This window comes from Streptomyces zhihengii (assembly GCF_016919245.1).
GTDB classification, from domain to species: Bacteria; Actinomycetota; Actinomycetes; order Streptomycetales; family Streptomycetaceae; genus Streptomyces; species Streptomyces zhihengii.
On record NZ_JAFEJA010000001.1, the window covers coordinates 4910100 to 4924292 of the forward strand.

9 protein-coding genes are annotated in these 14193 nt (G+C 73.0%); 5 read left to right on the forward strand and 4 right to left on the reverse strand.

The window, feature by feature from the left end:
- Positions 1 to 11: 11 nt before the first annotated feature.
- The 3 genes from JE024_RS20810 to JE024_RS20820 form a co-directional block, all read right to left on the reverse strand.
- Positions 12 to 1628, reverse strand: coding sequence for a sodium/solute symporter (locus tag JE024_RS20810; protein ID WP_372449820.1), 1617 nt, complete (start codon positions 1626 to 1628; stop codon positions 12 to 14).
- On the reverse strand, positions 1625 to 2155 hold the full coding sequence (locus JE024_RS20815; RefSeq protein WP_205375034.1) for a DUF485 domain-containing protein: 531 nt from the start codon (positions 2153 to 2155) through the stop codon (positions 1625 to 1627). Before JE024_RS20815 ends, JE024_RS20810 begins: the two co-directional genes overlap by 4 nt.
- A 169-nt stretch (positions 2156 to 2324) precedes the next feature.
- Complete coding sequence (locus JE024_RS20820; protein ID WP_205375035.1) at positions 2325 to 3842, reverse strand: MFS transporter; 1518 nt, start codon at positions 3840 to 3842, stop codon at positions 2325 to 2327.
- 386 nt (positions 3843 to 4228) lie between these two features.
- On the opposite strand from JE024_RS20820, the gene JE024_RS20825 reads away from it, so the two are divergent.
- From JE024_RS20825 to JE024_RS20845, 5 genes are all read left to right on the forward strand, one after another.
- Positions 4229 to 5017, forward strand: coding sequence for an ABC transporter ATP-binding protein (locus JE024_RS20825; RefSeq protein ID WP_205375036.1), 789 nt, complete (start codon positions 4229 to 4231; stop codon positions 5015 to 5017).
- A complete protein-coding gene (locus JE024_RS20830) occupies positions 5014 to 7584 on the forward strand; it encodes an ABC transporter permease (protein WP_205375037.1) in 2571 nt (856 codons plus the stop codon). The genes JE024_RS20825 and JE024_RS20830 overlap by 4 nt, the downstream gene beginning before the upstream one ends.
- Positions 7585 to 7877: 293 nt before the next feature.
- On the forward strand, positions 7878 to 11408 hold the full coding sequence (gene mfd / locus JE024_RS20835; RefSeq protein ID WP_205375038.1) for a transcription-repair coupling factor: 3531 nt from the start codon (positions 7878 to 7880) through the stop codon (positions 11406 to 11408).
- Positions 11409 to 11472: 64 nt separating this feature from the next.
- Positions 11473 to 12237, forward strand: coding sequence for an HNH endonuclease family protein (locus tag JE024_RS20840; RefSeq protein ID WP_205375039.1), 765 nt, complete (start codon positions 11473 to 11475; stop codon positions 12235 to 12237).
- Positions 12238 to 12415: 178 nt separating this feature from the next.
- Positions 12416 to 13168: an N-acetyltransferase gene (locus JE024_RS20845; RefSeq protein ID WP_205375040.1), complete on the forward strand. Its 753-nt coding sequence runs from the start codon at positions 12416 to 12418 to the stop codon at positions 13166 to 13168.
- A gap of 170 nt (positions 13169 to 13338) precedes the next feature.
- On the opposite strand, the gene JE024_RS20850 is transcribed toward JE024_RS20845, so the two are convergent.
- Positions 13339 to 14181 (reverse strand): DUF4190 domain-containing protein, encoded by an 843-nt coding sequence (locus JE024_RS20850; protein ID WP_205375041.1) that lies wholly within the window; start codon positions 14179 to 14181, stop codon positions 13339 to 13341.
- Positions 14182 to 14193: the final 12 nt, after the last annotated feature.

The window sequence follows — 14193 nt, forward strand, 5'->3', positions numbered from 1 at the left end:
CGTGTCGGGCGTCAGGCCGTCCGGTCGGCGGCCGGCGCGCCCGCCAGCAGGACGGGCTCGACCTCCTCGTACCGCAGGGCCTCCGCGCCGGCGGCGCCGCGGCGTTCGGAGAGCACGGTGCCGAGCCAGCCCGCGGCGAAGCCGAGGGGGACGGAGACGAGCCCGGTCGTGGTGAACGGGAACCAGTTGAAGTCCGCCTCGGGGAAGACGGCCTGCGGCGAGCCGGAGACCAGGTCGGTGCCGGTCATCAGCACCAGCGCCGAGACGGTGCCGGTGATCAGGGTGGCCAGGAGCCCGGTGCGCGCGTACCGGCGCCAGAACAGGCTGTAGACCAGTGCGGGGGCGACCGCGGAGGCGCCGACGCAGAACGACAGCATCAGCAGCGCCTGGAGGTTGAGGTGCCGGGCGCCGGCCGCGACGGCGAGGGCGACGAGCCCGACGCCCGCGGCGGCGGCGCGCGCCACCGCCATCTCCGTCGCGTGGCTCGGCCGCACCCTGCGCAGCCCGTGGGCGACGAGGTCGTGGGCGAGGCTGTTGGCGCAGGCCAGGGTGATCCCGGCGACGGAGGCGAGCAGGGTGAGGAAGACCGCGGTCGCCACGCCCGTGAAGAGCAGCGAGCCCAGCGGCCCCGGCTCCTGGCCGAGGAGGGCCTGGGTGACCAGCAGGAAGGCGCTCTTGCCCTGCGGGTCGGCGGCGACGAGCCCCTGGTGGCCGACGACGGCGGCGGCGCCGAAGCCGATGACGGCGAGCAGCAGGCAGGTCACCACGACGGTCGACACCGCCCATGACATGGACCGGCGCACGGCCCGTGCGCTGCGGGCGGTGAACATGCGCATCGTGATGTGGGGCAGCACCGCGGCGCCGAGCACCACCGTGAGCTGGGCGCTGATCATGTCCGTCTGGTCGCCGCCGAACTGGAGGCCGGCGGTGAGGTAGGCGTCGCCCGCGCCGCTGCCGCGCTCGGCGGCGGCCAGCAGGCCGCCCAGGCTGAAGTCGAAGCGTTCCAGCAGGAGCACCGCGACGGCGGTGGAGGCGCCGAGCAGCACCACGGTCTTCACGATCTGGATGAACGCGGTGCCCTTCATGCCGCCGATGGCCGCGTAGGCGATCATCAGCAGGCCGAGGAAGACGATCGAGCCGGTCTTGAACCCGTCGGCGTGGAAGCCGAGGACGACGGCGAGCAGGTCGCCCGCGCCGGCGAGCTGGAAGACGACCAGCGGCAGCAGCGCGGTGAGCGTGACGGCGGCCGAGGTGATCCGCACGGCCGGGCCGGGGGTGCGCCGGGTGAGGACGTCGCCCATGGTGAACCGGCCCGCGTTCCGCAGGGGTTCGGCGAGCAGGAACATCATCAGCACGAGGGAGAGCACGGTGCTCAGGGCGAGCGAGAGCCCGTCGTAGCCGAGCAGGGCGATGATGCCGATGGTGCCGAGCACGGTGCCGGCGGAGATGTAGTCGCCCGCGATGGCGAGCCCGCTCTGCACCGGGGAGAGCGAGCGGTAGCCGGTGTAGAACTCGCCGAGGTCGTCGCGGTCGGGGCCGGTCATCACGCAGAGCAGCAGCGTGACGGTGATGACGGCGATGAACGCGATCAGCGACATGGTCTGGGCGTCGGAGTCGAAGCCGTTCACGCGCGCGCACCTCCCGCGGGGTGGCGCCGTCCGCGGGGGGCGGCGGTGGCGGCGGCCTCGGCGCGCTCCCGGACGGCCGTGGCGAGCGGGTCGACGCGGCGGCGCGCGATCCGCTCGTAGACGGCGATGGCGGCGAGCGCGACGGGGAGCTGGACGAGGCCCAGCAGGACGCCGGTGGTGAGCCCGCCGCTGATCCGGCCGGTCATCAGGCCGGGCGCGTAGCCGGAGAGGAAGAGGTAGAGCACGAAGTAGCCGAGCGCGGTGAGGGTGGCGACGCGGCGCAGCCGGCGGTAGGCGGAGCCGAGCCGGCGGATCTCCTGGCGGTCGCCGGCCCCGGGGGCCGCGGGCCGCTCCCGGTGGTCGCCGTGGTCCCGGCCGTCGTCGAACGGTGTCCCGGCGAAGCCGTACTGGCCGTACGGGTCCGGGTGGGTGTCCTGGTACGGGCCGGGCCCGGGCTGCCGGTGCCGGCCGTCGGGCCGGGGGCGTGGGGGAGCGGGTGGTTCGGGGAACGCGTGGTGGTACGACATCGTGCTGCTCCTTGCCGCCCATCGGGGACGGGGCGGGTGGCGCTGGTGGTCCGCGTACGTTACTCACCGGTAGCGGATGTCGTAAGGGGTTACCGACCGTACGGTATGTCGGTTCGGTGACGATCCTGTGCGGGAGCCCCCGAGGGGCCGGCCCGGGGCTCCCGGGCGCTCAGTCCTCGTCCGTGCGGACCGGGAAGCGCTTCGGGGCGACGAACAGCAGCACCAGCAGCGCCAGGCCGGCCGCCACGGCCGCGCCCGTGTAGACGTGGTCCACGGCGGCGTCCACCGCGCGCCGCAGGGTGTCGGCGGCGGCCGACCCGCCGGACCCGTCCAGGGCGCGGGAGACGGAGTCGAGGTCGCCGCCGCCGAGACGGGAGAGCAGGACGGCGTTGGCGACCGCGCCGAACAGGGCCGCGCCCAGCGACTGGCCGACCTGGCGGCAGAAGAGCACCGAGGCCGTCGTCGTGCCGCGTTCGGACCAGCCGACCGTGGACTGCACGCCGACGATCAGCGGCAGCTGGAACAGGCCGAGCGCCGCGCCGAGCAGCAGCATCAGCAGCGCCGGCTGCCAGGCCGCGCCCGGGTACGGCAGCAGCGGGAAGGCGGCCAGGATCAGCATGGCGCAGCCGATCCCGATGATCGCCGTCCACCGGAAGCCGATCCGGTTGTAGACGTGGTTCGACAGCGCGGCGCTGACCGGCCAGCTCAGCGTCATGACCGACAGCACGAAGCCCGCGGCGATCGGCCCGAGGCCCAGCACCGACTGGGCGTAGGTCGGCAGGAAGACGGTCGGCGCCACCATCAGCAGACCGAGCGCGCCCAGTGCCAGATTGACCGCGGCGATGGTGCGGCGGCGCCACACCCAGCCGGGGATGACCGGCTCGGCGGCCCGGCGTTCGACCGCCACGGTCGCGGCGATCAGGACCGCACTGGCGCCGAGCAGCGCCAGGGATGGTGCCGAGAGCCAGGGCCAGGCGATACCGCCCTGGACGAGGGCGGTCAGCAGCAGGGCGGTGGCCAGGAAGACGAGCAGCGCGCCGGGCCAGTCCACCCGGGCGCGGGCGGCGGGCTCCGGACGGGCCGGTTCCGTGAAGTACCTGACGACGAGCCAGAGCGCGACCGCCCCGACCGGCAGGTTGATGAGGAAGATCCACCGCCAGTCCGCGTACGCCGCCAGCAGCCCGCCGACCGCCGGGCCCGCGACCGCCGACACCGCCCACACCGTGGACAGCCGGGCCTGGATGCGGGGACGTTCCTTCAGCGGGTAGAGGTCGGCGGCGATCGTCTGCACCGTGCCCTGGAGCGCCCCGCCGCCCAGCCCCTGGACGACCCGGAAGGCGATGAGCGAGGCCATGTTCCAGGCGAAGGCGCACAGCAGCGAGCCGACGAGGAACAGCACGATCCCGGCGACGAGGACGGGCTTGCGGCCGTAGGTGTCGGACAGCTTGCCGTAGACGGGCAGCGTGACGGTGACGGCCAGCAGATAGCCCGAGAACAGCCAGGAGAAGACGGCGAAGCCGCCCAGGTCGCCGACGATCTGCGGCACGGCCGTCGACACCACCGTGCCGTCGAGTGCCGCCAGCCCCATGCCGAGCATCAGCGCCGCGACCACCGGACGCCGGCCGTCCGGAGGTGCGGGGGCCGGCGCGGTGTCGGACACGCCCTGCGCGCGGCCGGTGCTTCCCATGACGCCCCCCGGATCATTTCCCGATGCATCTATTTCTGGGGGACACCTTCTCACTTGAGGCCGACGCCGCGGGAGGGTGCACTCCCGGTGTAGCGGCCCTCCCCCCACAGGCGGAGAGCCCCTAGGGGCAACTCCTCATCTGTGACCAGGGTTCGTTCGTCCGGGCGGACGACGAGAAGGGGGCCGCCCCGTCCTTACCTTGGTCTTACGGCCGGCGCCGGGCCCCGCACCACCACCGGGGGTGGGGTAAACCCCCGCACCAAGACTGCGCCGCGCACCAGCGCGCCGGGCGCCCCCGGCCGGAAGACTCGACGTGTGACCGCGGCGGCGCCCTCGCCCCCGCATCCGATGGACCGTCAGCTCAATTCCCGATGAGGAGACCTACCGTGACTACGGCTGTGACCACCCCCGCACACGGGGAAACCGGAGGGCGCCAGGCCGTGGCCGCACGGGGACGGCAGGTCGTGAAGGCCTACGGCTCCGGCGAGACCCGGGTCGTCGCGCTCGACCACGTCGACGTGGACATCGACCGCGGCCGGTTCACCGCGATCATGGGGCCGTCCGGCTCCGGCAAGTCGACGCTGATGCACTGCCTGGCCGGCCTCGACACCGTCACCTCGGGCCAGATCTTCATCGACGAGACGGAGATCACCGGCCTGAAGGACAAGAAGCTCACCCAGCTCCGCCGGGACCGCATCGGCTTCATCTTCCAGGCGTTCAACCTGCTGCCGACGCTCAACGCCCTGGAGAACATCACGCTCCCCATGGACATCGCCGGCCGCAGGCCGGACGCCGCGTGGCTGAACCGGGTCGTCGAGACGGTCGGCCTCTCCGACCGCCTGAAGCACCGGCCGACCCAGCTCTCCGGCGGCCAGCAGCAGCGCGTCGCGGTGGCCCGCGCCCTCGCCGCCCGGCCGGAGATCATCTTCGGCGACGAGCCCACCGGCAACCTGGACTCCCGCGCCGGCGCCGAGGTCCTCGGCTTCCTGCGCCGCTCCGTCGACGAACTGGGCCAGACCATCGTCATGGTCACCCACGACCCGGTCGCCGCCTCCTACGCGGACCGGGTGCTCTACCTCGCCGACGGCCGCATCGTCGACGAGATGCTCCGGCCGACCGCCGAGGCCGTCCTCGACCGCATGAAGGACTTCGACGCCCGGGGGCGTACGTCATGACCGTGCTCAAGTCCTCCCTGCGCAACTTCTTCGCGCACAAGGGCCGGATGGCCCTCTCGGCGGTGGCCGTGCTGCTGTCCGTCGCCTTCGTCTCCGGCACGCTGGTGTTCACCGACACCATGAACACCACCTTCGACAAGCTGTTCGCCACCTCATCCGCCGACGTCACCGTCAGCCCCGAGGACACCGAGGTGGACGACATGCCGGCCAACGGCCGGCCCGAGTCGCTGCCCGCCGCCCTGGTCGACGAGGTCGCCGCGGTGGACGGGGTGAAGTCCGCCGAGGGCGCCGTCGCCAGCCTCAGCGTCACCGTCGTCGACTCCGAGAACAAGAACATGGGGTCGACCACCGGGGCGCCGACGATCGCCTCCAACTGGACCACCAACGACCTCAAGTCGATGAAGATCGCCTCCGGCCACGCCCCGCGCGGCCCCACCGAGGTGATGGTCGACGCCGACACCGCCGACAAGCACGGCCTGAAGCTCGGCGACGAACTGCGCACCATCGCCGTCACCGGCGACCTGACGGCGCGCATCTCCGGCATCGCCGCGTTCACGGTCACCAACCCGGGCGCCGCGGTCGTCTACTTCGACACCGCCACCGCCCAGCGCGAACTCCTCGGCAAGGAGGGCGTGTTCACCCAGGTCCTGGTCGTCGCCGACGCGGGGGTCGGCGACGACGAGCTGAAGCGGAACATCGCCTCGGCCCTGGAGCAGCCGTACCAGCTCCAGACCGCGAAGGAGGCCGCGGACGCCGGCCGCGAGGAGGTGGGCTCCTTCCTCGACGTGATGAAGTACGCCATGCTCGGCTTCGCCGGGATCGCCTTCCTCGTCGGCATCTTCCTCATCGTCAACACCTTCTCCATGCTGGTCGCCCAGCGCACCCGGGAGATCGGTCTGATGCGCGCCATCGGATCGAGCCGCCGCCAGGTCAACCGCTCCGTGCTCATCGAGGCGCTGCTGCTCGGCCTGGTCGGATCGGTCGCCGGTGTCGGCGCCGGCGTGGGACTGGCCGTCGGGCTGATGGAGATGATGTCCGCGGTCGGCATGAACCTCTCCACCGACGACCTCACCGTGAAGTGGACGACGCCGGTGGTGGGCCTGGTGCTCGGCGTCTTCGTCACCGTCCTCGCCGCGTACGTCCCGGCCCGCCGGGCGGGCAAGGTGTCGCCGATGGCGGCCCTGCGCGACTCCGGCATGCCGGCCGACGGTAAGGCGGGATGGATCCGCGGCGGCATCGGCCTGGTCCTCACCGCCGCCGGCGCGGCCGCGCTGTTCGCCGCCACCCGGGCGGACGAGGCGGGCGAGGGCTCGATGTACCTCGGCCTCGGCGTGGTGCTCTCGCTGATCGGCTTCGTCGTGGTCGGCCCGCTGCTGGCCGGCGTCGTGGTCCGCGCCCTCAGCGCCGTGGTCCTGCGGGCCTTCGGCCCGGTCGGGCGGATGGCCGAGCGCAACGCGCTCCGCAACCCGCGCCGCACCGGGGCGACCGGCGCCGCCCTGATGATCGGGCTCGCCCTGGTGGCCTGCCTGTCGGTGGTCGGCTCCTCGATGGTCGCCTCCGCGACCGAGGAGCTCGACAAGTCGGTGGGCGCGGACTTCATCGTGCAGTCCACCACCATGGGGCCGATCGTGCCCCAGGCGCAGCAGGCCCTGGAGCGCACGCCGGGCCTCGACCACGTCACCGAGTACAAGGGCGTCGACGCGAAGATCACCGCGCCCGACGGCGTCACCGAGGACGAGCAGCTCGTCGCCGCCGACCCGACGTACGCCGAGGACCTGCGCCGCGAGACGGTCGCCGGGGAGCTCGCCGCCGCCTACGGCAAGGACGCGATGTCCGTCGGCGACGGCTACGCCGAGCGGCACGGGGTGAAGGTCGGCGACACCATCGAGGTCGCCTTCGCGGGCGGGCGGACGGCCGGCCTGAAGGTCGCCGCCATCACCTCGGACGACGTGAGCATCGACAAGGGCGCGATGTACATGAACATCACGACCGCCGCCCGCTACATCCCGGCCGACAAGATGCCGCAGAACATGATCATGTTCGCCAAGGCGGCCGACGGCCAGGAGAAGGAGGCGTACACCGCCCTCAAGAAGTCGCTCGCGGACTACCCCCAGTACAGCGTGCAGAACCAGACCGACTTCAAGCAGGACCTGAAGGACCAGATCGGGCAGCTCCTGAACATCGTCTACGGCCTGCTGGCGCTCGCGATCATCGTCGCCGTCCTCGGCGTGGTGAACACCCTCGCCCTGTCGGTCGTCGAGCGGACCAGGGAGATCGGCCTGATGCGGGCGATCGGCCTCTCGCGCCGCCAGCTCCGCCGCATGATCCGGCTGGAGTCGGTCGTCATCGCCCTCTTCGGCGCCCTGCTCGGCCTCGGGCTCGGCATGGGCTGGGGCACCTCGGCGCAGAAGCTGCTGGCCCTGGAGGGCCTGGGCGTCCTGGACATCCCCTGGCCCACGATCCTCACCGTGTTCGTCGGGTCGGCCTTCGTCGGACTCTTCGCCGCCCTGGTCCCGGCCTTCCGGGCCGGCCGGATGAACGTCCTGAACGCCATCGCCACGGACTGACCGCACCGCCGCCGGCGGCGGACCCGGTACGGGGGTCCGGCCCCGCCGCCGGCGCGCACGGCCCCGGGCGTCCCCTCGCGGGACGACCGGGGCCGTGCGCCGTCCGGCACCCGCCGGCCCCGCGCCCCGCCCGCCGGGGTGCGCGGCGCGCGGCCGGGGGACGGGACCGGGGCGCGGCTGTCACAGGGCCGTCGTAGGCTGGAGACCCCCGGCCCGTGCGACGTGTCGGGTCCTTCGCGTTGTCCACGTCCTCGACGCGTCGCCCACCCCCCGCTCCCGGATGGATGCCCCTCATGAGCCTGCACGGTCTTCTCGACGCCGTCGTGCGCGATCCGGCGCTCGCCGAAGCGGTCAAGGCGGCCGCGGACGGCCACCGCGCCCATGTCGACCTGGTCGGCCCGCCCGCCGTCCGTCCGTTCGCCGTCGCCGCCCTCGCCCGCGACGCGGGCCGCACCGTGCTCGCCGTCACCGCCACCGGCCGGGAGGCCGAGGACCTGGCCGCCGCGCTCCGCTCGCTGCTGCCCGGCGAGGGCGTGGTCGAGTACCCGTCCTGGGAGACCCTGCCCCACGAGCGGCTCTCCCCCCGCTCCGACACCGTGGGCCGCCGGCTCGCCGTGCTGCGCCGGCTGGCGCACCCCTCGGCCGACGACCCGGCCGCCGGGCCGGTGAGCGTGGTCGTCGCCCCCGTGCGCTCGGTGCTCCAGCCCCAGGTCAAGGGGCTCGGAGACCTGGAGCCGGTGGCGCTGCGCACCGGGCAGCAGGCAGACCTGGAGGAGATCGTGGCGGGTCTCGCTGCCGCGGCCTACTCCCGGGTCGAACTGGTCGAGAAGCGCGGCGAGTTCGCCGTACGCGGCGGCATCCTCGACGTCTTCCCGCCCACCGAGGAGCACCCGCTGCGGGTGGAGTTCTGGGGCGACGACGTCGAGGAGATCCGCTACTTCAAGGTCGCCGACCAGCGCTCCCTGGAGGTGGCCGAGCACGGCCTGTGGGCGCCGCCGTGCCGGGAGCTGCTGCTCACGGACGAGGTGCGGGAGCGGGCGGCCCGGCTCGCCGAGGCCCACCCCGAGCTCGGCGAACTGCTGGGCAAGATCGCCGAGGGCATCGCCGTCGAGGGCATGGAGTCCCTCGCCCCCGTGCTCGTCGACGACATGGAGCTGCTGCTCGACGTGCTGCCCGAGGGCGCGATGGCCGTCGTCTGCGACCCGGAGCGGGTACGGACCAGGGCCGCCGACCTCGTGGCCACCAGCCAGGAGTTCCTCCAGGCGTCCTGGGCGGCGACCGCGGGCGGCGGCGAGGCCCCGATCGACGTCGGCGCGGCCTCCCTGTGGGGGATCGCCGACGTGCGGGACCGGGCCCGCGAGATCGGCATGATGTGGTGGTCCGTCTCGCCCTTCGCCGCCGACGAGGAACTGTCCGAGGAGACGGTGAAGCTCGGCATGCACGCCCCGGAGTCCTACCGCGGCGACACCGCACGGGCGCTCGCCGACACCAAGGGCTGGCTGGCCGACGGCTGGCGCACCGTCTTCGTCACCGAGGCCCACGGCCCCGCGTCGCGCACCGTCGAGGTGCTCGGCGGCGAGGGCATCGCCGCCCGCCTCGACGCGGACCTCACCGCCATCACCCCGTCCGTCGTCCATGTGGCCTGCGGCTCGATCGACCACGGCTTCGTCGACCCGGCGCTGCGGCTCGCCGTGCTCACCGAGACCGACCTGTCGGGCCAGAAGGCCGCCGGCAAGGACGGCCAGCGGATGCCGACCCGGCGCCGCAAGACGATCGACCCGCTGAGCCTGGAGGCCGGCGACTACATCGTCCACGAGCAGCACGGCGTCGGCCGCTACATCGAGATGGTCCAGCGGACGGTGCAGGGCGCCACCCGCGAGTACCTGCTCGTCGAGTACGCCCCGGCCAAGCGCGGCCAGCCCGGCGACCGGCTCTACATCCCGACCGACCAGCTCGAACAGGTCACCAAGTACGTCGGCGGCGAGGCGCCCACCCTGCACCGCCTCGGCGGCGCCGACTGGACGAAGACCAAGGCCCGGGCGAAGAAGGCCGTCAAGGAGATCGCGGCCGACCTCATCAAGCTCTACTCGGCCCGGATGGCGGCCCCCGGCCACGCCTTCGGCCCCGACACCCCCTGGCAGCGCGAGCTGGAGGACGCCTTCCCGTACGCGGAGACGCCCGACCAGCTCTCCACCATCGCCGAGGTCAAGGAGGACATGGAGAAGACGGTCCCGATGGACCGCCTGATCTGCGGCGACGTCGGCTACGGCAAGACCGAGATCGCGGTCCGCGCCGCCTTCAAGGCCGTCCAGGACGGCAAGCAGGTCGCCGTCCTCGTCCCCACCACGCTGCTGGTGCAGCAGCACTTCGGGACGTTTTCCGAGCGGTACTCCCAGTTCCCCGTCGTCACCCGGGCGCTGTCGCGCTTCCAGTCGGACACCGAGGCAAGGGCCACCCTGGACGGCCTGCGGGACGGCTCCGTCGACATCGTCATCGGCACCCACCGCCTCTTCTCCTCGGAGACGAAGTTCAAGGACCTGGGGCTGGTCGTCGTCGACGAGGAGCAGCGCTTCGGCGTGGAGCACAAGGAGCAGCTCAAGAAGCTCCGCGCCAACGTCGACGTGCTGACGATGTCGGCCACCCCCATCCCGCGCACCCTGGAGATGGCGGTCACCGGCATCCGCGAGATGTCCACGATCACCACCCCGCCGGAGGAGCGCCACCCGGTGCTCACCTTCGTCGGCCCGTACGAGGAGAAGCAGATCGGCGCCGCCGTGCGGCGCGAACTGCTGCGCGAGGGCCAGGTCTTCTACATCCACAACCGCGTGGAGTCGATCGACCGGGCGGCCGCGAGGCTGCGGGACATCGTCCCCGAGGCGCGGATCGCCACGGCGCACGGACAGATGTCGGAGTCGGCGCTGGAGCAGGTCGTCGTCGACTTCTGGGAGAAGAAGTTCGACGTGCTGGTGTCGACGACGATCGTGGAGTCCGGCATCGACATCTCCAACGCCAACACCCTCATCGTGGAGCGCGGCGACAACTTCGGCCTCTCCCAGCTCCACCAGTTGCGCGGCCGTGTCGGCCGCGGCCGGGAGCGGGGCTACGCCTACTTCCTCTACCCGCCGGAGAAGCCGCTGACCGAGACCGCGCACGAGCGGCTCGCCACCATCGCCCAGCACACCGAGATGGGCGCCGGCATGTACGTCGCCATGAAGGACCTGGAGATCCGCGGCGCGGGCAACCTGCTGGGCGGCGAGCAGTCCGGCCACATCGCGGGCGTCGGCTTCGACCTGTACGTCCGCATGGTCGGCGAGGCCGTCGCGGACTACCGGGCCTCGCTGGACGGCGGCGTGGAGGAGGAGCCGCCGCTGGAGGTCAAGATCGAGCTGCCCGTCGACGCGCACGTCCCGCACGACTACGCGCCCGGCGAGCGGCTGCGGCTCCAGGCCTACCGGGCGATCGCGTCCGCCACCTCCGAGGACGACATCAAGGCGGTCCGCGAGGAGCTGACCGACCGCTACGGCAAGCTGCCGGAGCCCGTGGAGAACCTGCTCCTCGTGGCGGGCCTGCGGATGCTGGCCCGCGCCTGCGGGGTCGGCGAGATCGTGCTCCAGGGCCCCAACATCCGCTTCGCGCCCGTGGAACTGCGCGAGTCGCAGGAGCTGCGGCTGAAGCGGCTGTACCCGCGCACGGTCGTCAAGCCGGCCGTCCACCAGATCCTGGTGCCCCGGCCGACCGCAGGGAAGATCGGCGGCAAGCCGGTGGTGGGCCGCGAACTGCTGGCCTGGACGGGCGAGTTCCTGACCACCGTGCTCGGCTCCTGACGAAGGCCCCGGGCCGGGCCCCCGCCGCTCCCGCGGGCGGCGGGGGCCCGGTACCGTACGCCGCGTGAAGCGACATGTGACGTCCGGGGCCGTGCTGACGGCCGTCGCCCTGCTCGCCGGCTGCGACGTCACGGGCGTCGGCGCGCCCGGCGGGGCCGGCGGGGAATCTGCGCCGCCCGCGCGGGGCGGTTCCTCGTCCGCCGTGAGCCCGCTGGCGAACCCGGAGGGCACCGGCCGGGGGCTGGCGGCGGTGACGGCCGGCGCGGACCGGGAGAAGGCGCGGGCCCTCGTGGAGCGCCTGACGGTCAAGGGCCGCGGCCCGCGCACCGGTTACGAGCGGGACGCCTTCGGGCACGCCTGGCTGGACACGGCGGACGGGGTCGCCCTGGCCAGGAACGGCTGCGACACCCGCAACGATCTGCTGAAACTCCACGGCAGCGAGGTGGAGTTCCGCTCCGGTTCGGACTGCGTGGTCGTCTCGATGGTGCTGCACGACCCGTACACCGGCAAGGACATCGCCTGGAAGAAGGCGAAGGCCGCCGAGGTGCAGATAGACCACGTCGTCCCGCTGTCGTACGCCTGGCAGCTCGGCGCCGCCCGCTGGGACGACGCCAAGCGGCGGCGGCTGGCGAACGACCCGCTGAACCTGCTGCCGGTCCAGGGCCGGGCCAACTCCGCCAAGCGGGACTCCGGCCCCGCCTCCTGGCTGCCGCCCGACAAGGGGGTGCGGTGCGCCTACGCGGTGCGCTTCGCGCAGGTGGCCCTGAAGTACGAGATGGCGGTCACCGCCCCGGACAAGCGGACCATGCTGGCGCAGTGCGGCGGGTAGCACCGGCGCCGGCGTCCCCCCGTCGTGAACGGTGCCGCGGCGGTGCCGTGACCGGTGCCGTCGTGGGCGCGGTGTCGTGAGAGGTGCCGCCATGGGCGGGCGCGGTGCCGTGAACGGTGCCGCCGAGGGCGCGGAAAACCGTTGCAAGGTGCGGCGGAAGGGCCGTTAACCTGCGGCGATGGAATCGGACCTCACCATCACCACCCTCGCCGAACGCCCCGGGCTGAAGGACGCCCTGTGGCGGATGCTCGACACCTGGGACGAGTTCGTCGCCCAGGACCCGGTCGGCTGGGCCAACATCGGCCGGATCGTCGCCGAGCTCCCCGAGTACGTCCTCGTGGCCACCGCACCCGGCGGTGAGGTGGTGGCACGGGCGTTCAGCGTCCCGCTGGCCCTGGACACCGACGGGCGGCGGGAGCTGCCGGACCGCGGCTGGGACCAGGTGATGCTCTGGGCCTTCTCCGACCTGCGCCACGGCCGCACCCCGGACACCGTGAGCGCCGTCGAGATCACGGTGGCCACCGGCCGCCAGGGGCAGGGCATATCGGCGCTGATGCTGGCGGCGATGCGGGACAACGCGGCGCGGCTCGGGTTCCGTGAGGTGATCGCCCCGGTGCGGCCGAGCGCCAAGGCGGCGGAGCCGCACACCCCGATCCACGAGTACGCCCGCCGCACCCGGGAGTCGGACGGCCTGCCGTACGACCCGTGGCTGCGGGTCCACGTCCGTGCGGGCGGTGTGGTGGAGAAGGTGGCGCCGGCGTCGATGACGGTGAGCGGGTCGACCGAGGAGTGGCGGCGGTGGACCGGCCTGCCCTTCGAGGAGAGCGGCGAGACCGTGGTGCCGGGCGCGCTGGTGCCGGTGCGGGTCGAGGCCGAACGCGGGTACGCGGTGTACGTCGAGCCCAATGTGTGGGTGCGTCACCGCCTCTGAGCGGGGCGCCCGCACACACGCGTGCAGGCCGTCCGGTGTGGACGGCCTGCACACTCCCCCCCGGGGGGCGGGGCGGGGCCCCGCGTCGGACGCCCGCCGCGGGCGGCGGTGTCCTGGCGGCTGGTGCGCGAAGCACCGGACCGTGGGGGATCCCGTGGGATCCCGTCGGATCAGAGCTTGAGCTCCCACTGGGTGGCGTCGTGCATGATGCCGGGGGAGACCTCGACGGTCAGCGTCTTCGCGGCGGCCGGGGCGTCGAAGGCGTACGTCACGGTGACCTTCTTGCCGGGGGCGATGTTGCCGTCGAAGCCGCTGCCGACCTTGTCGTCGAAGATCTGCTCGGCCTCGACACCGTCCTCGCCGGCGCGGGCGTCGGCGGTCACCAGCGTGGAGTCGAACTTCTCCTTGCCGGCGTTCTCGATGACGACCGTGACCTGGTACGCCTTGTTGCCCTTGGTGTGGCCGATGGCGAACTCGCTGGGCGTGTAGGCCTTCGGCTCGGAGACCGTCACGGTCAGCTTGTCGTCGTAGATCACCGCGTCGCCGCCGGCGAGGATCTCGCCCTCCGCGATCGGCTCCTCGCCGGTGTCCGCGGCCGCGTCGGTCGCGGCGTCGGCGGGCTCCTGGTTCTTGGCGTCCTCCGTGGCCACGCTCTCCACGGACTTGTTGATCTCGTCGACGGCCTTGTCGACGGCGAGGACGGTCACGACGCCCATCGCGATGCCCGCGGCGATGGCGACGCCGCCGAGGATGGTGCCGGCGAGCGCGATGCCCTTGTTGGTGGCCTGGGCGCGCTTGGCGCGGCCGAGGCCCACCAGGCCGAAGATCAGGGCCAGCAGGCCCAGGAAGCCGCCGAGCCAGAAGAGCAGCGGGATGACCGCGACGACCAGGCCGATGATGCCGAGCACCAGACCGGCGGTGCCGAGACCGTTGCGCGGCTGCGCCTGGGGCACGAAGCCCTCCGGTCCGCCCGGGTAGGGCGCTCCGAACTGCGACTGCGTGGGCTGAGACATGGGTGTTCCCCC